The 22,001-nt window shown below is 54.8% G+C and carries 19 protein-coding genes and 1 pseudogene; 12 read left to right on the forward strand and 8 right to left on the reverse strand.

Going from position 1 to position 22,001, the window contains the following annotated elements; translation table 11 throughout:
* Positions 1 to 332 precede the first annotated feature (332 nt).
* Both OKW44_RS26130 and OKW44_RS26135 read right to left on the reverse strand, forming a co-directional pair.
* Positions 333 to 530, reverse strand: a complete 198-nt coding sequence (locus OKW44_RS26130; RefSeq protein ID WP_018419192.1) for a helix-turn-helix domain-containing protein — start codon at positions 528 to 530, stop codon at positions 333 to 335.
* Between the two features lie 422 nt (positions 531 to 952).
* Positions 953 to 1,141 carry a hypothetical protein gene (locus OKW44_RS26135; RefSeq protein WP_018419190.1) on the reverse strand — a complete coding sequence of 63 codons (189 nt, stop codon included), beginning with the start codon at positions 1,139 to 1,141 and terminating at the stop codon, positions 953 to 955.
* A 798-nt stretch (positions 1,142 to 1,939) separates the two neighbouring features.
* Between OKW44_RS26135 and OKW44_RS26140 the strand changes: the two genes are divergently transcribed.
* From OKW44_RS26140 to OKW44_RS26150, 3 genes are all read left to right on the forward strand, one after another.
* Positions 1,940 to 2,905 carry a DUF932 domain-containing protein gene (locus OKW44_RS26140; RefSeq protein WP_026225565.1) on the forward strand — a complete coding sequence of 322 codons (966 nt, stop codon included), beginning with the start codon at positions 1,940 to 1,942 and terminating at the stop codon, positions 2,903 to 2,905.
* Between the two features lie 77 nt (positions 2,906 to 2,982).
* Positions 2,983 to 3,981: a YqaJ viral recombinase family nuclease gene (locus OKW44_RS26145; RefSeq protein ID WP_018419187.1), complete on the forward strand. Its 999-nt coding sequence runs from the start codon at positions 2,983 to 2,985 to the stop codon at positions 3,979 to 3,981.
* A 15-nt stretch (positions 3,982 to 3,996) separates the two neighbouring features.
* A complete protein-coding gene (locus tag OKW44_RS26150; protein ID WP_018419186.1) occupies positions 3,997 to 4,902 on the forward strand; it encodes a recombination directionality factor in 906 nt (301 codons plus the stop codon).
* 424 nt (positions 4,903 to 5,326) lie between these two features.
* Here the strand turns inward: OKW44_RS26150 and OKW44_RS26155 are convergent, their stop codons facing one another.
* Positions 5,327 to 5,839 (reverse strand): phospholipase D-like domain-containing protein, encoded by a 513-nt coding sequence (locus OKW44_RS26155; protein ID WP_018419184.1) that lies wholly within the window; start codon positions 5,837 to 5,839, stop codon positions 5,327 to 5,329.
* 87 nt (positions 5,840 to 5,926) lie between these two features.
* Complete coding sequence (locus OKW44_RS26160) at positions 5,927 to 7,792, reverse strand: NUDIX hydrolase (protein WP_018419183.1); 1,866 nt, start codon at positions 7,790 to 7,792, stop codon at positions 5,927 to 5,929.
* A 206-nt stretch (positions 7,793 to 7,998) separates the two neighbouring features.
* On the opposite strand from OKW44_RS26160, the gene OKW44_RS26165 reads away from it, so the two are divergent.
* On the forward strand, positions 7,999 to 8,931 hold the full coding sequence (locus OKW44_RS26165) for a metallophosphoesterase (RefSeq protein ID WP_018419182.1): 933 nt from the start codon (positions 7,999 to 8,001) through the stop codon (positions 8,929 to 8,931).
* 254 nt (positions 8,932 to 9,185) lie between these two features.
* Here OKW44_RS26165 and OKW44_RS26170 read toward each other — a convergent pair whose 3' ends face one another.
* The 3 genes and pseudogenes from OKW44_RS26170 to OKW44_RS26180 form a co-directional block, all read right to left on the reverse strand.
* On the reverse strand, positions 9,186 to 9,506 hold the full coding sequence (locus OKW44_RS26170) for a hypothetical protein (protein ID WP_018419181.1): 321 nt from the start codon (positions 9,504 to 9,506) through the stop codon (positions 9,186 to 9,188).
* An 87-nt stretch (positions 9,507 to 9,593) separates the two neighbouring features.
* Positions 9,594 to 9,812, reverse strand: a pseudogene (locus OKW44_RS26175) (type I restriction enzyme endonuclease domain-containing protein); the annotation flags it as partial.
* A gap of 63 nt (positions 9,813 to 9,875) precedes the next feature.
* Positions 9,876 to 10,811: a COG2958 family protein gene (locus OKW44_RS26180; protein ID WP_026225564.1), complete on the reverse strand. Its 936-nt coding sequence runs from the start codon at positions 10,809 to 10,811 to the stop codon at positions 9,876 to 9,878.
* Positions 10,812 to 10,985: 174 nt separating this feature from the next.
* Between OKW44_RS26180 and OKW44_RS26185 the strand changes: the two genes are divergently transcribed.
* From OKW44_RS26185 to OKW44_RS26220, 8 genes are all read left to right on the forward strand, one after another.
* Complete coding sequence (locus OKW44_RS26185) at positions 10,986 to 13,376, forward strand: type I restriction-modification system subunit M (protein ID WP_018419178.1); 2,391 nt, start codon at positions 10,986 to 10,988, stop codon at positions 13,374 to 13,376.
* Positions 13,367 to 14,677, forward strand: a complete 1,311-nt coding sequence (locus OKW44_RS26190) for a restriction endonuclease subunit S (protein WP_018419177.1) — start codon at positions 13,367 to 13,369, stop codon at positions 14,675 to 14,677. The genes OKW44_RS26185 and OKW44_RS26190 overlap by 10 nt, the downstream gene beginning before the upstream one ends.
* Positions 14,674 to 17,727, forward strand: a complete 3,054-nt coding sequence (locus tag OKW44_RS26195; RefSeq protein WP_018419176.1) for a type I restriction endonuclease subunit R — start codon at positions 14,674 to 14,676, stop codon at positions 17,725 to 17,727. Before OKW44_RS26190 ends, OKW44_RS26195 begins: the two co-directional genes overlap by 4 nt.
* Positions 17,717 to 18,448, forward strand: coding sequence for a M48 family metallopeptidase (locus OKW44_RS26200; protein ID WP_018419175.1), 732 nt, complete (start codon positions 17,717 to 17,719; stop codon positions 18,446 to 18,448). Before OKW44_RS26195 ends, OKW44_RS26200 begins: the two co-directional genes overlap by 11 nt.
* A gap of 32 nt (positions 18,449 to 18,480) precedes the next feature.
* The gene (locus tag OKW44_RS26205) at positions 18,481 to 18,909 is read left to right on the forward strand and encodes a DUF3293 domain-containing protein (RefSeq protein WP_018419174.1); all 429 of its coding nucleotides are present in this window, start codon (positions 18,481 to 18,483) and stop codon (positions 18,907 to 18,909) included.
* Positions 18,910 to 18,945: 36 nt separating this feature from the next.
* Positions 18,946 to 20,199 carry a PDDEXK-like family protein gene (locus OKW44_RS26210; RefSeq protein WP_018419173.1) on the forward strand — a complete coding sequence of 418 codons (1,254 nt, stop codon included), beginning with the start codon at positions 18,946 to 18,948 and terminating at the stop codon, positions 20,197 to 20,199.
* A 111-nt stretch (positions 20,200 to 20,310) separates the two neighbouring features.
* Entirely contained in the window at positions 20,311 to 20,952 is a 642-nt protein-coding gene (locus OKW44_RS26215; protein WP_018419172.1) for a uracil-DNA glycosylase, read from the forward strand.
* 48 nt (positions 20,953 to 21,000) lie between these two features.
* Entirely contained in the window at positions 21,001 to 21,612 is a 612-nt protein-coding gene (locus OKW44_RS26220; RefSeq protein ID WP_018419171.1) for a 3'-5' exonuclease, read from the forward strand.
* Between the two features lie 150 nt (positions 21,613 to 21,762).
* Here the strand turns inward: OKW44_RS26220 and OKW44_RS26225 are convergent, their stop codons facing one another.
* Positions 21,763 to 21,963: a hypothetical protein gene (locus tag OKW44_RS26225; protein WP_018419170.1), complete on the reverse strand. Its 201-nt coding sequence runs from the start codon at positions 21,961 to 21,963 to the stop codon at positions 21,763 to 21,765.
* Positions 21,964 to 22,001 lie beyond the last annotated feature (38 nt).

Raw genomic sequence — 22,001 nt, forward strand, 5'->3', positions numbered from 1 at the left:
GAATCCTGGGCGTCGCAGGCCGGTCTCCTGCACGACATGGTTGATTCGTTGCCGTGCCTCCGGACTCTGCAGATATGCATGCAGGAGCTCGTAGAGTTGCACGTCACCCACGGACCCACCGGATAGGTTACAGGCGAGGATGAATGCTCGCACACCAGCATCGATTTGTTGAAGAGTCAGCCGATCACATGTGCCCGACGTAAGCTCATGCTTTGGCGGTTCCACGTAGAACTCGGGCCAACCTTCTTTAACTGCGGTCCATATCGCCTGCTGAGCCGCCAAGATATTTTGCCGGGCGAGCGTTTCTTCACTTCGTTCGTCGACGTAACACATCAGCGGGTTCCTCGAAGAAGGTGAACGTCGATCCCCGACTCTTTGGCGACGATCTTCGCTCGGTCAATGTTCGGGATGCGCCCTGAGGTGATCCATGCGTGGACTGCGGCGTTGCTGACCGAGCAGGCGTGTGCAACTTTGGTGGGGCCGCCGATTCTATCGACTGCGATCTTGATGTAATTTGATGTAATGTACATGCGCTGCTTAGTCCTTTATTTGATAAGCGCAAGTCAATTTTTTGATAATTGCTTGTCTACTTTTATTTTAATTCAAAGACTGAGACATGGATGCAAATATACTTAATGCGGATTTAGGCGAGCTGTGGCGCTCCACACTTTGAGCAGAAGCGCATTCCGGACGGCGCGCGCGGTCAAGTCAGCGCTTTCAATTCTTTATTGCCAGATCTGTATTTTTCACGCCTAATTTCATCAATTAACAAACCGGGCCGCCCTTTACCAGACGACGCAATGCTGCCCTCTACCACTCAGTGGTCAGCTTACTTCATCTTGCTAAACATTCCTTCCCGCATCTTCTCACGGCGCCAGCTCATGAAGTATGTGAATGCGTAACCAGGATCGTAATCGTACGACATACATGCCTCAGTGGTACTGGTCGGACCTTACTTCTCCCGTCCGTTGGCCTTCTCGTTATCTTTCCGACGCAGCCTATTGCTTTCGTCGTATTCTCGAAGGTCCTCATTCGTCATGCGGTGCCAACCAGGCTCAGTGATATTGCCTTTCTCATCGACATAGCCGTGCCGACGCTGCGACGCATACGACATGTCGGATAAGTTCTTTCGTGTTCCCATGATTTACTCCTGGTTCTTCCCCAACAGTTCGGGGTCGGTTCATTACGATCTCCACTGTGGTGAAGTAATCGTACTCCTTGCCGCCTCCATCCGTGGGTTCTTGACGCGTCGGAGCGAACCATGTGCCGATACCCGGCATGTGGTTGATTCTTCTCTAGCACGACGCAGCTATTGTTCTCGAGCAAAGTTGGGTTGTTTTTTTCGTTGCAGATATGCCTGCGCCCTTAAATGAGCAAGAACCGCCCCCAGAAATATGACAGATTTCTGTAAGTTATAATTATGCACGTAATGTTTAACCTTCTGGAAAATGCAAATCATTTTGCCGCCCGGCAAAGCGCCCCAAAAAAAATCGATAAATATCCAGTTTTATTTCTGGCTTTTTCGATCGCAAGATGCGTCCCGACATTCGCCGTGGAGATCAGCAATCTCTCTAGAGACGGCGAATTATTTATCTTTCAATTGCGGTATTTGCTCAATACTTGAGTGCCGCCTTGGTACAAGAATGATATAGAACCACTTCGCTTTCCGATACTAGGGAGCCTAATGAAAAACGCCGTCGTAACCTTTCTGCTCGTCGTCTTGGTCGAAGCCGCTACCGCAATCGCCGGATACTTGAAGAGACGTCTCTCGGAATACCTACGTCGCTCGGGCAATGACAACGCGTACGACTCCGACTTCGCCTGCTGCTAATCAAGATCTTCCCCTCGTCCCGCTGCACTGGCAGGCGCTTCCCTTTCAACTGCATTCACGACCCCGCGTTTCGACCAGGCTGAATGCGCTCGCCTATTGGAGAAAAATATGCATCTCGTGCAAAGCATGGCCTATGTTGGAGAACGGCCTTGGCATGGCCTCGGTCACCAGCTATCACCGAACCAACCAATGGAAGTCTGGGCCGCCGCAGCAGGAATGAACTGGACTATAGAAGAAGCAGAAGTTCGTTTCGTCGCCGGAAGCGGCGGTCTCGGGAGCATCCACGCGTTTCCCGAACAGAAGGTTCTGTATCGGAGCGACACGCAAGAGCCGCTCTCTGTTGTTTCAAGCCGATACCAGACAGTGCAACCTAGCACGGTTTTGTCCTTCTACAAAGACCTAACCGAAGTTGGCGGATTCCAGCTCGAGACGGCGGGTGCATTGAAGGGTGGGCGCAAGCTCTGGGCCTTGGCTCGCACGGGGCAGTCGGTATCTCTCAAAGGTCGGGACGAGGTGAACGGCTATCTGCTGCTTGCCACGGCATGTGACGGAACCCTGGCGACGACGGCCCAGTTTACCTCTGTACGTGTCGTTTGTGCGAACACGCTCGCTATAGCTATCGGCGAAAGCGATGGCGCAATCAAAGTCCCGCACCGCAGCCAATTTGATCCTGAAGCCGTCAAGCGTCAGTTGGGTATCGCCATCTCGTCTTGGGATGCATTCATGGTCCGAACGAAGGCTTTGTCCGAGCGGAAAGTCAAGTCCGAAACGGCGGAAGCGTATTTCCGTCGTGTGTTGACGTATCCAGTGAGCGCCACTCAGGGCAATTCGACGACAGCGACGAACGATCGGGCCATCAAAGCCGTGCATGACCTGTTCGCTGGCCGTGGTAAAGGTGCAGACCTCGCTTCAGCTTCGGGTACGGCGTGGGGACTCGTCAATGCTGTGACCGAGTTTGTCGACCATCAACGTCGGGCCAGAAGCGACGATCACCGGCGTGACGGCGCATGGTTTGGCCAAGGCGCAGCAATCAAAGCCAAAGCGTGGGACGAAGCACTTCGACTAGTCGCCTGATTTCCCTTAATTCACCTGCAATCTTGTAGCCCGGTTGAACTTCCGTTCGCCGGGCTTTTCCTTTGAAGGAGCGGAACATGAGCATTGCAACCGATGGTTCAAAACCAGCTAAGCAGAAACCGGCGCTTCGACTGGTCAACACCTTGAATCTCGACCGTGAAGACTGGCTTGCTGTTCGCAAGACTGGCATTGGCGGGTCAGACGCCGCCGCTGCTGTTGGTCTCAACCCGTATAAGTCGATGCTTGAACTGTGGCTCGAAAAGACTGGCCGGGACGCCGAAGTCGACAAGCCGGATCCAAATGACACCACGCATCCTATCTTCTGGGGAACACTACTCGAACCAATTGTTGCCGCAGCCTATACGCAGCAGACCAGCAATCGGGTGCGCAAGGTGAATGCTGTACTTCGACATCCGTCGGTGCCATTCATGCTTGCCAACCTCGACCGGGAAGTGATCGGTGCCGACGTCCAGATTCTCGAATGCAAAACGGCCGGCATCAACGGGGCGAAGTTCTGGCGGGAAGGCGTCCCAGAATACGTGACCTTGCAGGTGCAGCATCAACTCGCCGTGACCGGGAAGCTGGCTGCGCACGTTGCCGTGCTCATGTGCGGCCAGCAACTCGACGTCCATCACATCGAGCGTGACGACGATCTCATCGCCAGGTTGATTGAACTCGAAGCCCGGTTCTGGCAATACGTCGAAAGCGACACCGCTCCGCCTGCGGATGGTACGGACTCTGCTGATCGAGCGCTGCGTTGCCTGTTTCCGAAAGACGCCGGAAGCACTGTTGACTTCAGCGACGATCGCAACCTCTCCACCACGTTTGCAGACCTCCTCGCCGTCCGGGCCGAAATCGAAACCAGAGGACAGCTCGAATCAAAGCTCAAGCAAACCATCCAGCAGGCGATGGGCGATGCCTCCCGTGCGGTCTTCGACACTGGCGAAGTGTCGTTCAAACGCAGCAAGGACAGCTCCGGCATCGACTTGAAGAGGCTACTCGCCGATTACCCAGAGCTGCAGCAGCAGTACGCCATCACGAAACCAGGTTCTCGTCGGTTCCTCGTTTCAGCCTAACCATTGGAGGTCATCATGCTGAAGGGATTTGCAATCACGCCGCCTGTCATCGGTCGCATTTCGATTGGCCGTGTTATAGAGAAGAACGGAAAGCGTCTGCCCGAGAAGTCGGACGAATTTCAAGTCACGACACAGGTGCAGGGGCGTGACGGCTGGGTACTCCATCCGTTCGACGAAGCGCTTCGACAAGCAAACGGCGGCGGCAAGCTGAGGGCAATTCCGGTACGGGTGCTGTTCAACGATCCCGACCTGAACCTTCGAGCCGAGTACAGCTTGTTCGACCGCGAAACGGGGCGGCCTGCTTGCGTCGGTAACGGCGAAAGCTGCAAGCGTGTCACCAACGACGGCATCGCTTCCTTGCCGTGCCCGTCTCCCGATGGTTGCTCGTACAGCAATGGCTACTGCAGGCCCTACGGCCGGTTTAACGTTGTAATCGGCGACGAGGATGAGCTGGGCTCGTTCATCTTCCGCACGACATCGTTCAATTCCATCCGGACGTTGGCGGCGAGGCTTCGGTACTTCAGTGCTGTTTCGGGCGGTCTGTTAGCCTGCATGTCGCTCGAACTGAAACTCCGGGGCAAATCGACAACACAAAGCTACAGATCTGCAATTTATTACGTCGACGTCGTGGTGCAGTCAGGTTTGACGCTGGAAGATGCCATCGCTCAGGCTCGGGAACTCGATGCTCGTCGCAAGGCGTCAGGCTTCGATCAAGCCGCGCTCGACGATGCTGCTCGTGTTGGATTCAGCAACGGTGCATTCGAGGAGTCGGGCGAAGACGTTCCTGCTGTCGTGGAGGAGTTTTATCCCGAAGCGGACGGCGTACCGGAAGCTGAAGTCGAATCTGGCAACGGCGTTCCGGCCAGCTTGAAGGACAAGCTCGCACGGAAGGTGGCAACGGTGGCGGGAGGGGCATCATGATCCTTATCAAAGCGATCCTGTTCTTGACCGTTGCGCCGTTTGGGTTGATCGTCGTCGGTCTGGGCTGGCTTTGGCTAGGACATAAGTTGCTGCGCTGTTTTCTGGGACGATGAGGCGTTCCGTTGCTCTTGCTTCGGCGAGGGCTTTTTTAGGTTTGGGCCTTTGTGGCAACCGGTCAAGTAGTCGGCTGGGGCTGCGCCGCTGCATCTCCACTATATATATATATTAGAAAAAGCTCGAAGCGGGAAACGAAGCATCGGCAAGGGATCCCGGCGCTCGACCGCCCACCAGTTTTTAAAATTCGTGGGCAGATTGAGCTTGGATCGTATATGACGACGATGCAATCAACTTTCGCTGGCCCGTGTTTGACGCCATTTCCGCCTAATCGCATCAAGAACTTAGCTTAGGAACTTTGATCAACGCATCATACTGAGCAGGGGCGATCGGCAGGATTCGCGGCGCCACGCTTGCGAGGCCTTAATGCCAGATGCTGCAGATATGCAGCGACCTTTGGGTGCTCAGAATCGCCAATCACGCCGCTTATCTTGACCGACATCTCTTCGTTTGTTTCCAAGCCGCCGCGAGTAATATTTGCGGAGCCAATCACTGCGGTATATTTGCCGTTCGACTCGAAGTAGAAGATTTTTGAGTGTAGATAATAGTCTTCCTTGTACACGATGACGTGCTGTAACTTCCGAGTCGACAGCTCTTCCCTCACACCAGGATAGGTGTTTTCGCGGTTGCTGTAGATCGTTATGGACGCGTTGTTCTTGTCGATAGCCTCATCGATAGCCGGCAGCAGGAGTTGCAGACCGTCCAGCTTCATCCATCCCGAACACAATACGATCCTGTCTGAGGAGAGAACCAGTTCGGTGAGAACGGCTGCGTGAGTTCTTCCTTTCTTGCGCTGGTTGAATATTATTTCCGTCGATGACATATGCCTCAGTAGCTCCTTTTTTGGGCGGGTGTTTCAATCTGTCTCAATGAATGATGGCGGGGCAACTGTGCCAGTTCGACCAGACTCCTACACCAGCGGCGTCACGCCCCACAGCCAACGCGTCGCATACTCGATGCCAAGCTCGTAATCATTGTCTCCGCCGCTCGGGCTGTTGTAATCGAAGACACGCCCGGAGTTGTCCGTCACCACCAGCGTATGTTCGGCAACAACAACCAACCGCAGCTTTGCGGTCAATAAGGCAAACGCTTCTGGGCTGATCTGCGCTCGAAGCGAGGACAATGTATCTGCGTCGATCCGCAACGTCGAAGGCCAATGGCTGTATAAGCTTGCGAAACGGCTCAAAGCGAAACATAGTCGACGCGCAACTCCAAAGAAGTCCAAGACGAATTCTCGCCACTCGTGACGACTACTCTCGCTCCACGTTCCCCATAGCCACATCTCAGCAACCGGTGTCCGGTGCTGCGGGTCCACTGCGCATGCCAGCCTGTTTCCATACGAGTCAGCGACTGAGGCATCCGAGCCTGAAGCCACGCCGACGGGCGTAAGCTTACGTTTTAGGGCTCGGTAAGCAGAAGGCGAGAGTACGTCTTCCCTAAACCACCGCATCTGCTCTTTCGATAGCAACAGCTTCTCTGGCCAATGACCAAACAGCAGTCGGAATCGAGACACCGATTGAACGATTGCTTCATACGACGGGACAGATTCCTCGCCCTCGTCGATTGCGATCAATGCGTCGATCTTCACGATCTTCTTTGGATGCGAGTCGTCGAACACGAGCAACTCATGGTCGTCAGGCCATTCGACGTCGTTGCTGCCCGGTGCCGCATAGTCAGGAGGCTGACTGATGAAGCCGCTGTCACCCAGCGGGAGAAAAGCGTCCATCGCCCACATGCCGTCGTGCTCGGACATCGGCGAAAAAGCTACCGGTATGCGGTTAGTGCGCATAGTCTGGTCGTAGAGCTCGCCGAGCCACGACTCATACGCTTTTGTGAGGGGACCGCTCGAAGATTGCAGGTATTCTTTCTCTTTCCCACAGGCAGTTTTCACGATCCTTTCCGCTAACTCCAAAGGGGAGATGTCAGCATAGCGTTTGGGATCGCCGTAGGCGTTGAGGTATCGGTCTTCACTTCCATTCGTGTACCGAAACGCCACCTTGCCCGGATTGCGCAAGAGATGGAACTCGCAACGCCAATAGCATCCGCTGGACGACATGTACGGTAGCACTCTGAGCCGCCCGTAGCCTTTCTGTATCAGCTCGCTAAGGGTGTAAAGGACGGTAATCATGTGCGTGTGGCGACGCGTGTGCTCACGATCAAGCACCAGTCCGTTGAGCTTCTTGTCGGTCGCATGGGTAATAACGGAGTCAACGTCAAACGGCGATAGCAGATGCACTGCCTGGCTCTGCCATCCCATGTCGGCCGGACTGCCTCCCGTTCTCTTTGCCCAATAGAACCTCGTTACCGAGGCGGTCCGTTGGAAGTCACCAGCAAAGCCGGTGAGCTCGACACGCAGCCCGGTCTTTTCGTAACCATGCTTGACAGCAGCGGCACGAGCTGAGAGCGCTGGTGTCAGCCGTCCCTTAGGATACGTTGTTGTGTATCCGGCGAACTGGTTGGTTGGACTGTGCGCCCAGACCCGCCCGTCTGGCTCCACGATCAAAGCGCCCACCGCGTCGATAAAAGAACCGAGGGGCGGTTCGTCGAAGGTCATGCCTTGCGATGCGAACTCCGTCCATCCCATGTCGGTGGTCGGTGCAGCTTCCCAGCGTGCAAACGCAGTGCCTTCGAATTCGGCAGGAAACTGCCCGCCCGGAATCACGGTGACGACGTTGCTTATTTCATGCCATGAACCATTGTCCGTCGCAACGTTCGGTGTTTTGATTATGACGGGGTTGCCGTCGTCGTTCAGCTTTGGATGGATGTTGTTGTTCATCTTATTTTGAGCTTGTGTCGACGCCACGCAGCACTCGACCTCATAGAAGTCTTGTCCTGTAACGGACCGATGCCCGGAACCTGGAGGTCGAAGTCGCAGCGACTAAAAGTATCTTGTACGCTCGTGCCTGTGGCTGACCTCGCCGCGTATCTGGTACTTTATCGCTGAACTACCAAGTACAATATAAATTTCAAAACGGGGTTGTGATGAGCTACGACGTTATCGGGGATATTCACGGCCATGCGGACAAGCTCCGGGCGCTCCTGAAGCGCTTGGGCTATGTTGAGCACGGCGGGGTGATGAGACACCCTGAGCGCACTGCCATCTTTGTAGGGGACTTCATAGACCGAGGTCCGCACCAGCTTGAGACGCTCAGTATTGTTCGGCCAATGGTTCAGGCTGGCAGCGCCCTTGCCACGATGGGTAACCATGAATTCAACGCCATTGCGTGGTACCTGCGTGACCCCGACCAGAGCGACGAGTATCTTCGTCCCCGGAAAGGGGAAATTGGCGAGAAGAATCGTCATCAGCACGCCGCATTCTTGGCTGAAGTCGAGCACAAGCCAGACCTTCACGCCGAGATCATCGATTGGTTCCTCTCTTTGCCACTCTGGTTGGACCTTCCCGAGCTGCGGGTGATCCACGCTTGCTGGCACCCGGGCTTTATGGCTGAGCTCGAGCCAAGATTGAAGCCGGGTCGTTTGCTTGACGACGCCCTGATGGTCCAGGCCAGCCGCAAAGGCACCGCGGAATACAATTTGGTCGAAACGCTGCTTAAAGGCATAGAAGTCCAGCTGCCACCTGGCTACTTCTTCAAGGACAAATCGGGACATACCCGACACGAGGCCCGCACTCGCTGGTGGGACGAGGCGGCGACCACCTATCGTCTTGCAGCGCTGGTCCCCCCTGAAACCGCAGTGCAACTCCCCGACACGGAGATCCCGAATGATTCGAGGATCAGCTACGCCGCGGACAAGCCAGTATTTGTCGGTCACTATTGGATGACGGGGAAGCCAGCGATATTGTCGCCAACGGTGGCATGCGTCGATTACAGCGCTGGAAAGGGCGGTCCGCTCGTGGCTTACCGGTGGAGTGGCGAAACCGAGTTGTCGTCCGGTCACTTCGTTTTGTCCCATTAATGTCACCGGGGAACTGAAGCAAAGGGACGGTCACGCACGCGTGACGTGATATGCCGTTTGCCTGTGATGACGATTTAGCATCGGAATGCCGGCCATAGGGTGCGAGAGTCTTCGCCGAATCACTCCCTACTATATATTAAAAAATGCTCACCGCCGGGAATGAAGCAATGGCTGAGCTTTCCGTCGGTCGATCGCCCACCAGTTTTTAGAATTCGTGGGCGATGTCAGGGCTACAACCCTCGCTGGCTAACCTATTAGACAAGCCTCAGCACCAACTTCCCGGCGATAACGAGGATAGGGGATGCACCGACCTCGTAGGTATTCGACGAATTGGCATTGACTTTGGGCTTCGCCTTGTTGCCTTCGATGACCCACGTATTTGACGACACTGCATTGTTTTTTGGCTTCAATTCACTACCATTCCAAACCCAGGTATTCGAACTGGTCGCATTCGTCTTCGGTTTGATTTCCTTGCCATCAAAAATCCACGTATTCGACGATGATGGATTGTTTTTCGGCTTGAGTTCCTTTCCATCGCAGACCCAGTCACGCGGCAATTCGATTTTGTTGGCCATCTACCCTTCTCCAAGGTTGTCAATCAGTTCGCTCGCTCAGCGAGCATCAAAAATTGTCTACGCCCACTCCGCAGTCAGCTTCTCAGCTTATTGCCGGTCCGTCTGCACCGCTTCTTCCTGCCGCTCGGGTGGGTATTTGCGCTTCCGCAAGATCCGCCTCACCATCAGCCGAAGCTTCGCTCGAACACGCTCTCGCACCGCCCAATCGACGCTGACGTTCTGGCGAAGGTTTTCGGTCAACTCGTGGGCGATCTTCTTCAGCGTCTCATCACCCAGCAGCCTGACTGACGCCTCGTTGTTCGCCAGGTGCCTACGTGTCAATTTCAGGCTCGGCCGGACCGACATTTCATAGATGGCGCCAGCTGATGCCTAGTCGTCGCCCGTCTGCATGCCCCAATCCCTTGCGTTCGTTTCGCCGGTCTGATAGAACTTCCTCACCAGCTTGACGTACTCGACGAAATCCCGGTTCTCTTCAGCAAGACGATTGCACGTGTCCCAATCGATGCCAGGCCGCTCACGTGCAGGGATCAGTATCTGACTGGCGGTCGGATCGTCAGCATCCAGCTGAATCACCCCGACCCCATGTGCTGTCGCCAGCAGGCGCAACTCTTTCAACGTATCCGAGCCTTCGATTTCCGCTGCGACGAGGTAGCCGAAATTTGCCCATGAGGCGTTGGACACGGTCTGGAAGAAGCTTCGGCGCACATTCGATCGATTAAGCAGCAATTTCACTTCGAATGCCCAAAGCTTGGTGCGGGTATCCGCATGTTCACGAACACAAGCTCTAATTTCAGAAGTCCACTCTGACGAAAGATCCTCCATTCCGACAATGTCCGGATGCAGCCATTCGTTGCCGCCCGAGCCTGCCCTGTTGCTGGAGCGTTTTTCGTCGATTCGCATGGAGTGAACGTTATGCTCCGCCCATAGATATGTCGCTAGGAGCGGGTAGAGGGAGTGTTCCGTTCGTTTTCCCGCAGCCTCCTCGGCGCGACTTACTGGTGCTTCCGCTTCCGCTACTTCCGTCGCATCGTCCTTCAGCGACCAGAAAAATCGACGCGGTCGTCCTTCCGTGGTTTTCAAGGATGGATCTTGGTGCTGCCAATTCCGGTGGGAGCCATATATCTCGGCGCGAAGCTGGGCGAATAGCTGTTCGTCGGTTTCGATTACCGCACTATCGGCAATCTTCTGGGCGCACTCCGCCGGATGGGTCGACATGATCCAGCGGGCAATTTCACCAGCTGTCATTTTTGCGCCCGGATCCGCCCGAAGGCACTCCAGAACACGTTTTCGTAATTCCAGTTTCAAATTTTTCCCCGGAAAGCGGCTTCGTCGAGCGAAGTTCGTATAATTGACCGACTTATGATAATCGGGGCAAGCCGTGCCGGCAAGGCGACGCCGATGGCGACGTAAGCCGCGCTGCTACGTGGCCCCGACCGCATACTCAGCCCCCACACCGCAACATCACGCAGAAGATATTCGATGGCAATCAAGAAATCTGAACTTTACAGCTCCCTGTGGAAGGGCTGTGACGAACTCCGGGGTGGCATGGACGCCTCGCAGTACAAGGACTACGTGTTGGTCCTTCTGTTCGTCAAATACGTTTCCGACAAGTATGCGGGCCAAAAGGATGCCCTGATTGAGGTCCCGGCTGGTGGAAGCTTCGGCGACATGGTGGCGCTGAAGGGTGACAAGGAGATCGGGGACAAGCTGAACAAGATTATCAGCCGCCTCGCCGAAGCCAACGAACTGAAGGGCGTAATTGATGTCGCCGACTTCAACGACGCCGAGAAGCTGGGCAAGGGCAAGGAGATGGTTGACCGCCTGTCCAACTTAGTCGCCATCTTCGACACGCCCGGGCTCGACTTCAAGAGTAACCGAGCCGAGGGCGATGACATTCTGGGCGATGCCTACGAATACCTGATGCGCCACTTCGCAACCGAATCGGGGAAAAGCAAGGGGCAGTTTTACACACCGGCTGAAGTCTCTCGCATCATGGCGAGGGTGATCGGTCTCGGAAGCGCAAAGAGTGCCGACCAGACCATCTATGATCCGACCTGTGGCTCGGGATCGTTGCTCATCAAGGCACACGACGAAGCAAAAGGCACCAGTCGGCTCGATCTGACCATTTACGGTCAGGAAATGGACAACGCCACGTCAGCGCTGGCGAAAATGAACATGATCCTGCACGACTGTCCTACGGCAGAGATCTGGAAGGACAATTCGCTTTCTAGCCCACATTTCAAGCAAGCCACCGGTAGCCTGAAGACCTTCGACTTCGTTGTTGCCAATCCGCCGTTTTCGACGAAGGCATGGAGCAACGGGTTCGACCCAGCGAACGATGAGTTCGGTCGATTCAAATATGGAACTCCACCCGAGAAGAACGGTGACTACGCCTTTCTGCTGCACATCCTGACGTCCCTCAAGAGCGCGGGCAAGGGTGCGGTGATTCTCCCGCATGGTGTCCTTTTCCGTGGCGGCGCCGAAGGTCTCATCCGTAAGCGCGTTGTCGAGCAGGGTTACATCAAGGGCATCATCGGATTGCCTGCCAACCTGTTTTATGGAACGGGTATCCCTGCTTGCATCATCGTGCTCGACAAGGAGCACGCCTCTGCCCGTAAAGGCATTTTCATGATTGATGCCAGCAAGGGTTTCATCAAGGACGGTAACAAGAACCGGCTGCGTGCCCAGGACATTCACAAGATCGTTGATGCCTTCAACAAGCAGGCAGAGATTCCAAAGTTCTCCCGGCTGGTGCCTGTTTCGGAAATTTCCGACAACAACTTCAACCTGAACATTCCCCGCTACATCGACAGTTCCGAGCCCGAGGATCTGCAGGACATCGCCGCACACTTGTTGGGTGGCATCCCCGATCGGGACGTCGAAGATCTGCGCAAATACTGGCAGATCTTGCCGAACGTGCGTACTGCTCTGTTTGGTCCGACCGATCGAGCGGGCTACAGCCAACTGCAAGTCGCCGGGAGCGAAATCAAAGCGACGATCTTTGGCCATTCCGAGTTCGCAGCCTTCAATGAGACGGTCACCGCCCGCTTTGCCGGGTGGAAGACGACCAACGTCCCGCACCTGGCCGGCATTACGATTGGCAGCCATCCGAAAGCGCTGATCGAGACGATCTCAGAAAACCTGCTAGAGACGTTCAAGATGGTACCGCTACTGGATGCCTACGATGTGTATCAGCATCTGATGAGCTACTGGGCGGACTCGATGCAGGACGACGTCTACATGTTGGTCCACGACGGCTGGACTGCGCTGGTCGACGGTAAGCCGAACACGGATTTGATCCCGTCATCTCTTATCGTGTCCCGATACTTTGCAGATGATGCGAAGGCCATCGAACAACTCGAAGCCCAGCGTGACGCTGTCACGCGTCAAATGGAAGAGCTGGACGAAGAACATGGCGGGGAAGAGGGTTTGCTTGCAGAGGCCAAAACTGAGAAAGGCAAGCTCACTAAAGTCAGCGTCAAGACTCGCCTCGCGGAAACAAAGAAGGACCGTGACGCTGCGGACGAGCGAAAGTTGCTGAACGACTACCTCGACTTAATCGAGCAGGAAGCAGCGGCAAACAAAAAGGTGAAAGACGCTCAGAAAGCGCTGGATGCCAAGGTTACCGCGCAGTACAGCAAGCTTACGGAAGCCGACGTTAAAAGCTTGGTGGTGGAGGACAAATGGTTGGCAACGTTGGCTACCGACGTGCAGACCGAGCTCGACCGTGTATCGCAGGCTCTAACTGAGCGTGTCAGGGAGCTGGCAGACCGCTATGCTATGCCGCTTCCGAAGCTTATTGTCGAGGTCGAAGCCTTTGCAGCACGTGTCGATCATCATCTGAACAAGATGGGGTTCGCATGGAACTGAAGCCGGGTTACAAGCTGACAGAGGTGGGGATGATTCCCAACGACTGGAGCGTGGAGCGAATGTCGTCGCTCATCAGCGCCCCCATTCAAAACGGCGTGTTCAATGATCCCGCACGGAAAGGGAAAGGCTGCAAGCTCATTAATGTTGGCGATTTATACAATGCCGTCCCAGTGCCATCGCAATTACTTGAAAGATTTGATGCGTCAAAAGATGAGCTCTCACGCTTCGGAGTTGCAAGAGGCGACATCTTTTTCACGCGTTCGTCTCTGACGCCGGACGGCATCGCACACTGCAATGTTTATGATTGCTCTCACCATGAAGAGGTTGTCTTCGATTGCCACATTGTGCGAGTGAGAGCGAATAAGAAAAAGATCGAGCCTTTTTACCTATTTCGATACTGCAAAAGTTACTCGGCTAGAAAATACTTGGTGACCAACGCCAAGACCACAACAATGACCACCATCGATCAGGCCGTCATTGCGAACCTCCCGACTGTGGTTCCACCTCTTGCCGAACAACGTGACATCGCCACTGCTCTTCATGACGTTGACATCCTGATTTCATCGCTGGATCAACTCATCGCTAAGAAGCGTGACATCAGGCAGGCCACGATGCAGCAACTGCTTACTGGTAAGCAACGTCTGCCGGGGTTTGGTCGCGGCAGCGTCAAATTTAAGCAGACGTCGGTGGGGCTAGTCCCTGAAGAGTGGGACATTAAGCCGCTGGGCGACCTTGGTTCTTGGAAAGGTGGAATGACTCCTTCTATGAAAAACCGGCTATTTTGGGCTAACGGCGACATCCCTTGGGCATCATCTGCTGACGTCAAGGCCACGTTGCTTGTCGATACGCAAATGAAGGTTACAAACGTTGCGATTAAGCAATCAGCCACTACACTGTTGCCGCCAAATTCTATATTGATTGTCACTCGGAGCGGGATTCTTAGAAGGTACCTGCCTGTGGCGAAGAATACCAAACCAATGGCTATCAATCAGGATATTAAGGCATTGATTCCGAATGACGACATTCACGCGGATTTCATACTTCACGTTCTGATTGGCTGCGGGCATAGCATACTGTCCGCTTGCCTGAAATCGGGAACAACAGTCGAAAGTATTGAGTACCCTTGGCTGAAGGCCTATCAGATTCCCGTGCCCCCCGTTTCGGAGCAGATTGCCATCTCTACGGCCCTGTCAGACATGGACGCGGAGCTCGCAGCCCTTGAACAAAAACGTGACAAGACCAAAGCTCTGAAGCAGGGCATGATGCAAGAGCTGTTGACCGGGAGAATTCGCCTCGTATGAGCACCGTCGGCCAAATCGAGAAAAAGACGCAGGAGCGTGTCGTCAAGTTGTTCCGTGACTCGCTGGGGTACGAGTACCTGGGCGATTGGATCGACCGTGTCGGTAATCGGAACCTAGACCACGGCTTGCTCGAAGGCTTCCTGAAACGACAGGGCTACGACGACGCCCTTATCTCCCGAGCTATCCATCTTCTCGATAAGGCCTCCGGCGACCAAAGCAAGAGCATTTACGATCGCAACAAGGCGGTGTACGAGCTGCTCCGCTACGGTGTGAAGGTAAAACCCGACATCGGCGAACAGGCGCAGACGGTTTGGCTGGTCGACTGGAAGCAACCGCTTAACAACGGTTTCGCCATTGCCGAGGAAGTTACTGTCACCGGCGCCGATGCAAAGGCGAATACCAAGCGCCCTGACGTCGTCCTGTACGTCAATGGTATTGCGTTGGGTGTGCTGGAGCTCAAGCGGTCCACCGTGTCTGTTTCAGAGGGGATCCGGCAGAACCTCGACAATCAGAAGAAGGTCTTCATCGAGCACTTCTTCTCGACCATGCAGTTTGTCATGGCAGGCAACGATACGGAAGGTTTGCGCTACGGCACCATCGAAACGCCAGAGAAGTACTACCTCGCCTGGAAAGAAGACAGCCCGATCGAGAACCTGCTTGATCGTCACTTGACCCAGGTCTGCAGCAAAGCGCGCCTTCTGGAGCTGATCCACGACTTCATCGTGTTCGACGCGGGGATCAAGAAGCTATGCCGGCAGAACCAATACTTCGGGGTTCGTGCTGCCCAAGATCACGTGAAGCGCCGCGAGGGCGGCATTATCTGGCACACCCAGGGTTCGGGGAAGAGCCTGACGATGGTGTGGCTGGCAAAATGGATTCGGGAGAACGTCAAGGATGCCCGTGTTTTGATCATCACCGATCGTACCGAGCTCGATGAGCAGATCGAGAAGGTATTCAAGGGCGTCAACGAAGAAATCTACCGCACGAAGAGCGGCGGAGATTTGATCACCAAACTCAACGATACAAAGCCCTGGTTGTTGTGTTCCCTAGTCCACAAGTTCGGGGGCAAGGAGGGCGAGGAATCCGGTGACGTCACAGGTTACGTCGAAGAAATGAAACGAGCTTTACCAGCGGACTTCAGGGCTAAAGGCGATATCTATATTTTCGTCGACGAATGCCACCGCACGCAGTCCGGCGAGCTGCATAAGGCGATGAAAGCCATCTTGCCAAATGCGATGTTCATCGGCTTCACGGGCACCCCGCTTCTGAAGGCCGACAAAGCGACCAGTCTGGAAGTCTTCGGCTCCTTCATTCACACGTATAAATTTGACGAAGCCGTGCGGGACGGTGTGGTGCTCGACCTTCGCTATGAAGCTAGGGATATCGACCAGTACATCACGTCTCAGAAAAAAATCGATCAGTGGTTTGAAGCCAAGACCAAGGGGCTAACTGACCTTGCCAGGGCTCAGCTCAAGCAGAAATGGGGGACCATGCAACGGGTCCTCTCTAGCCAGTCACGCCTCGAACAAATTGTGTCGGACATCATGCTCGACATGGAGACCAAGGAGCGACTGATGAGCGGCCATGGCAATGCCCTGCTAGTCTCGGGCAGTATCTATCAGGCCTGCAAATTCTACGAGCTCTTCGACAAGACCGACTTGGCTGGGAAGTGCGCAATCGTCACGAGCTACAAGCCGTCTCCCGCCGACATCAAGGGAGAAAGCACAGAGGGCCTGACGGAAAAGCTGCGGCAGTACAACATCTATACCAAGATGCTCAACGGACAGGACCCGGACACATTCGAAACCGAGGTCAAAAAGAAGTTTATCGACGAGCCTGGGCAGATGAAGCTGCTCATCGTCGTGGACAAGCTCCTCACTGGGTTCGACGCTCCGGCCGCTACGTATCTCTACATCGATAAAAAAATGCGGGATCACGGCCTTTTTCAGGCGATCTGCCGCGTGAATCGACTCGACGGCGACGACAAGGACTACGGATACATCGTCGATTATCAGGACCTTTTCAAGAGCATCGGAAGCGCCGTACAGGATTACACTTCGGGTGCCTTAGACGGATACGATGCCTCAGACGTAGCCGGTCTTCTGGAAGATCGTCTTGCCAAGGGCAAGGAGGACCTGGACGAGGCCCGGGAAGCGATCAAAGCACTTTGCGAACCGGTCGAAAAGCCAAAGGGAACGCAAGAGTACATTCACTACTTCTGCGCCAAAGACTCTGGTAACGCTGAACAGCTCAAAGCAAACGAGGCAAAACGTCTAGCGTTGTACAAGATGACGGCCGCTTTCGTTCGGACCTATGCCAATCTGGCCAGCGAGCTTGAGGAAGCCGGGTATAGCCCCGCTGACATCTCCGCGTTGCAGCAGGAGACGGCCCACTACGACAAGGTCAAAAACGAGGTCAAATTAAATAGCGGCGACTACATCGACTTGAAGATGTACGAGCCGGCGATGCGTCACCTGATTGACTCCTACATCAAGGCCGACGATAGCGAGGTGATCTCTGCGTTTGACGATATGTCACTGATCCAGCTCATCGTTGAAAAGGGTGTCGGAGCGATTGATTCCCTTCCGAAAGATATCAGGAAGAACAAAGATGCCGTTGCCGAGACAATCGAGAACAACGTCCGCAAGCTGATCATCGACGAGCAGCCGATAAATCCGAAGTACTACGAGAAAATGTCTGAGCTGCTCGATGCGTTGATTGAGAAACGCAAAGCGGATGCGCTCGCCTATGAAGAATACCTCGCCGAAATCGTATCGCTCGCCAAGCAAGTACAAAGCCCAACGTCTGGGTCGAGCTACCCCGCTTCACTGAAAACGACCGCGCAAAAAGCACTATACGACAACCTGAGCAAAGACGAGAATCTGGCATTGAACGTCGATCATGCGATCCTAGTCGCTCGTCAGGATGACTGGCGAAGCAACACAATGAAGACTCGAAAGCTCCGCAACGCCATCAAGTTTGTCTTAGGTGACGAAGATGCACGCGTTGATGCGATTCTGGATCTCGCGAAGAATCAGCATGGCTACTGAGACGCATCGTCAAATCAAGATCAGCGGCTTGACCGTCGACATCGTGCGTAAGGACATCAAGAACCTGCACCTTGGCGTTTATCCGCCCAACGGTCGAGTCCGGGTCGCTGCCCCGCTGGCTGTCACCAATGACGCTGTAAGGCTCGCTGTGATTGGCAAGCTGGGTTGGATAAAGCGGCAACAGGCAAAGTTTGAAGCTCAGCCTCGCCAGTCACCCCGTGAAATGGTCGGTGGTGAGAGCCACTATTTCCAGGGGCGCAGATACCGTATCCGTGTTGTCGAACATAAGGGCGCGGGTACTGTGGTGTTGCGTAACAAAACCACATTGGAAATCCATGTGCGTCCTGAGGCCAACGCCGAACAGCGTTTGAGGGTGCTAGAACGTTGGTACAGAGAACAACTAAGAGCTCAGGTCCCGCTTCTGCTCGAAAAGTGGGAGCCGCTATTGGATGTTGCGGTAGCTCACTGGGGCATCAAGAAAATGAAGACCAAGTGGGGGAGCTGCAATGTTGATGCACGTCGCATTTGGCTGAACCTTGAGTTGGCCAAGAAGCCCATGCAGTGCCTAGAGTATGTCGTCGTTCATGAACTAGCCCATCTGACGGAGAGACATCATAACGACAGGTTCATCGCATTGATGGATCGAAACCTTCCGCATTGGCGAACGTATCGTGAAGAATTGAATCAAGCCCCGTTGGGTCATGAGACCTGGCTTGATTGATCGATCGTCAATTCATACATAAGGGACCTTCCGTGACGACTGCCTCGAACATCGATTCGGACACGATCAAGGCGTACCTTGAGACCCACTACCGCGTCATAAGCGATGAGCCCATGACCTTGCTTGTGGGCACGCCGAATCCTGCATTAGAAGCACTACACGAGGCTACTGGCGTCGAGTCGAGCGCTTTCATCACCGCATGGAATCCGTACAGCCAGAAATGCGGCGACGAGACCAACGCCAATCGACAGAAAGCTCTCGCCGGCGAACTGACTGCACTTGGCCTGCGCTTTTTACCTGGCGTTGGCCTCCACCCATCGGGCAAGTGGCCCGGTGAGCCGAGCTTTCTCGTGCTCGGAATTTCGTTCGAATCGGCGAAGGAGCTCGCTGAGCGGTACGAGCAGAATGCGATCATTTGGGCGAGGGCTGATGCTGTGCCGGAGCTCGTGCTGTTGCGATAGGTGGAACTTGCCGAAACGTTCAATGTGTGATTGCCAATGACCCAAAGCATCGATAGCCAAACCGAGATTCCGCCCGACTTGGGCGCTCGTGATCTGCTGACCTCGGTTCATAGCCGCCTGGAGGGACTGCGCACGGCTCGGGCTGTGTATGCCAAGCGTCTCGCCCCGGAATTCAATGTTCTTTCTCTTCTTCGTCTGGATGAGCTTCGGCTGTCGTCTCTGCTTGCTGAACTGCTCGATCCGGCGGGACGCCATGCACAAGGTCGTACCTTCTTCGATCTGTTCGTTGAATCGCTTCAGTTGCCGGAATGGGTTCACAACTCCCGGCATGCCGACGTCCGGACAGAATCGACAACCGATGCTCTGGATCGAGCGGAGCGACGGATCGATATTTTGATCGTGCTCGACGGTCAAGCCGCTATAGCAATTGAAAACAAACCTTGGGCGGCGGATCAGGATCGGCAGATCGCAGACTATCTCGACCACCTGAAACAGGCATATGCCAAAAATTATGTTCTGCTCTATCTCGCTCCGGATGGGCGAAGCCCTGCGGAAACCAGCATTGCGGCCACGGAGAAAAAGCAAGCAGAACAGGATGAGAAGCTTCGGATTGTTGGCTTCAGTGAGCTGTTGCCATGGCTGAGAGCATGCCGCAATGCCAGCGAGGCATCGAACGTTGCTTCCTTCCTGTCAGAGGTTGAGCAATATATTTGTAGGGAATTCTTAGGGATCCAAGACATGGCTGAAATGGATGCGCTCATCGGTGAGGTAACCCGCAATGCTGCGACGGTCGAGGCAGCCTTCGAAATTGCTCGGGCAGTGGGTGCGGTGAAGCAGAAGCTGCTCGGGGACCTAGAGGTACAACTTCGTAAGCTGTTGGCCGAGTCCGACCGAACGTGGATCCTGACCGTTGACGCGGCCTGGGCATCAAGGTATCAGGGGTTTAGCTTCCAGTTCAGCCCGGGAGATCGCTACCTGCTTCGATTCCAATTCGAGCAAAGCGACTGCCGGCAGTTTTTCTTCGGTTTCAGAAAGGATCCGGCGGACTCTCATCCCGAGGAGGTCAGAGACGCCCTGGATCGGGAGTTCGGATGCAAGGGCAAGAGGAGTGATCACTGGACGTGGTATCAAAACTTTGAGGCACCGCTTTGGGACTGGACGTTGACAGCAATTCCGTGGCAACAAGTCACTAGCGGTGAGATGGCTAAAATGATCGTTTCTCGGGTTGAAACAGTCTATCGTAGGCTCGAAGCCGATAAGCTGTTGTCTCGATTGAAAATCGCAGCATGAAGCAACAGAATTCGGCACCTGTGCAGACTACGAGTAAGGCGAAGGTGCCGACATCACTGCGTTCGCTGGCTGGCGAATAGGCCTTGAAATAAATTGGGCAGCTAATCCTTCATGGACTACATTCACTCTCCCCGTTCTTTCAAGTATCCCGAGGCGGTCGCTCATCGTCGCATGATGCTCGATGAGCCACACATTTCGCCTTTAACGTCTTATGTCGAATCACTGAGGGCCAAATACCCTACTGGGGAATTCCAGGACTTTGACCCAGCGGATGGCGGCATTGCTGCGGAAATCCTCTTCCTGTTTGAAAAACCGGGGCCTATGACGTCGAGTTCGGGCAAGCGTAAAGGCTCGGGCTTCATTTCTCGCAACAACGATGACCCAACGGCTGAGGCTACCTTTTCCTTCATGGTGCAGGCGAACATCGACAGAAAGCGAACGGCGCTCTGGAATGTCGTGCCCGGGTGGAATGGGACCATAAAGGTAAGCTCAGCGGAGTGCCGAGATGGGCGGCAAGAGTTGAAGAACCTCGTTGCATTGTTGCCTCGAGTGAAAACGGTCGTGCTTGTCGGGCGCAAAGCCGGAAACGCAGAAGAGTTCATGCAGTCGCTCGGGTTCAAAGTATTCACATCGGCGCATCCATCACCCAAGGTCAAGAGCATCAATCGAGCGATGTGGGATCTCATACCTAAGCAATGGGCAGAGGCCGGCAGCGACCAGTCGGAAACGATATTGTCTGTTTGCTTGGCTTGACTAGACGCCCGCTGCAGGTCGGGCCGTCGACTAACAAGAGAAATGAGCATGCAAACCGTTGCGGTTCTGGACTTTGAAACGACGGGCCTATCGCCGACGCAGGGTGACCGAGCCACAGAAATTGCCGTCATTCTCTTGCGTGACGGGGAAATCGTCGACCGTTACCAGAGCTTGATGAATGCGGGCAGACGCATACCGTCGGATGTCGTGAACCTTACGGGCATCACTAACGAGATGATTTCGTCGGCTCCCCCGGTCTCGAAAGTAATGCGTGAAGTGGCCCTGTTCGTTGGCAAACATCCAGTCGTGGCCCACAACGCCGGCTTCGACAGAAGGTTTTGGCAGGCTGAGCTTGCGATGGTTGGGATGCCGGCAAATCAGACCTTTGCGTGCACGATGCTCGCGTCGAGACGTATCTACCCTGACGCTCAAAGTCACCGGTTATCGAGCCTGGCGGAGATGCTGCGATTGCCGAAGTCCGGTCGTGCACACCGGGCGATGGTTGATGCTGAGATGACAAGTCACCTGTGGCGCCGATTGCAATCCGACATCGCTCAGCAATACGGACTGGCTCGGGTCGACCACACCGTAATCGCTCGTGTGCAGGTTACAAGTAAGGCGAAGGTACCGGCGTACTTGTGTTCGCTGGCTGGCGGATAGGCGTGAGTCGAGAAAGAGTTATAGGACAGTCGTCGCTGAAGCCATAGGTGTGGCAGGCCCCCACCCCGAGCGCCCTGCCCAGTCGGATGCCCTTTCCGGTAACGTGCGACTGTCCGGATAGAGGGTGGGCTCGGGTCCAGCTAGACAGAGTTACTTCGACTTGTGGCGGTCCAGGATGTCATAACCACGCTGCGCCGACTGCTCCATGAAGAAAGCTCCGACGACGCGGTGTACAGCTTCTTCGTTGTCGAACTCGTGGGCAGAGTTCAGGTTGGGGTCGAGCGAATACTGATAATCGCCATTCTTACCCGCGCGGGTGATGAACCCCAAATCGTTGAAGTATGCGATCACGATCGCTCTCCCTCTAATAGCGTTGGTCAGATATTGTG

It is taken from the genome of Paraburkholderia lebeckiae (assembly GCF_050436325.1).
In the GTDB taxonomy this organism is placed as follows: Bacteria; Pseudomonadota; Gammaproteobacteria; order Burkholderiales; family Burkholderiaceae; genus Paraburkholderia; species Paraburkholderia tuberum.

What these genes read in the sequence shown, in the direction of transcription:
- OKW44_RS26130 (WP_018419192.1), bottom strand. Translation starts at nt 530, where the DNA reads ATGTACATTACATCAAATTACATCAAGATCGCAGTCGATAGAATCGGC.
- OKW44_RS26135 (WP_018419190.1), bottom strand. Translation starts at nt 1,141, where the DNA reads ATGGGAACACGAAAGAACTTATCCGACATGTCGTATGCGTCGCAGCGT.
- OKW44_RS26140 (WP_026225565.1), top strand. Translation starts at nt 1,940, where the DNA reads ATGCATCTCGTGCAAAGCATGGCCTATGTTGGAGAACGGCCTTGGCAT.
- OKW44_RS26145 (WP_018419187.1), top strand. Translation starts at nt 2,983, where the DNA reads ATGAGCATTGCAACCGATGGTTCAAAACCAGCTAAGCAGAAACCGGCG.
- OKW44_RS26150 (WP_018419186.1), top strand. Translation starts at nt 3,997, where the DNA reads ATGCTGAAGGGATTTGCAATCACGCCGCCTGTCATCGGTCGCATTTCG.
- OKW44_RS26155 (WP_018419184.1), bottom strand. Translation starts at nt 5,839, where the DNA reads ATGTCATCGACGGAAATAATATTCAACCAGCGCAAGAAAGGAAGAACT.
- OKW44_RS26160 (WP_018419183.1), bottom strand. Translation starts at nt 7,792, where the DNA reads ATGAACAACAACATCCATCCAAAGCTGAACGACGACGGCAACCCCGTC.
- OKW44_RS26165 (WP_018419182.1), top strand. Translation starts at nt 7,999, where the DNA reads ATGAGCTACGACGTTATCGGGGATATTCACGGCCATGCGGACAAGCTC.
- OKW44_RS26170 (WP_018419181.1), bottom strand. Translation starts at nt 9,506, where the DNA reads ATGGCCAACAAAATCGAATTGCCGCGTGACTGGGTCTGCGATGGAAAG.
- OKW44_RS26185 (WP_018419178.1), top strand. Translation starts at nt 10,986, where the DNA reads ATGGCAATCAAGAAATCTGAACTTTACAGCTCCCTGTGGAAGGGCTGT.
- OKW44_RS26190 (WP_018419177.1), top strand. Translation starts at nt 13,367, where the DNA reads ATGGAACTGAAGCCGGGTTACAAGCTGACAGAGGTGGGGATGATTCCC.
- OKW44_RS26195 (WP_018419176.1), top strand. Translation starts at nt 14,674, where the DNA reads ATGAGCACCGTCGGCCAAATCGAGAAAAAGACGCAGGAGCGTGTCGTC.
- OKW44_RS26200 (WP_018419175.1), top strand. Translation starts at nt 17,717, where the DNA reads ATGGCTACTGAGACGCATCGTCAAATCAAGATCAGCGGCTTGACCGTC.
- OKW44_RS26210 (WP_018419173.1), top strand. Translation starts at nt 18,946, where the DNA reads ATGACCCAAAGCATCGATAGCCAAACCGAGATTCCGCCCGACTTGGGC.
- OKW44_RS26215 (WP_018419172.1), top strand. Translation starts at nt 20,311, where the DNA reads ATGGACTACATTCACTCTCCCCGTTCTTTCAAGTATCCCGAGGCGGTC.
- OKW44_RS26220 (WP_018419171.1), top strand. Translation starts at nt 21,001, where the DNA reads ATGCAAACCGTTGCGGTTCTGGACTTTGAAACGACGGGCCTATCGCCG.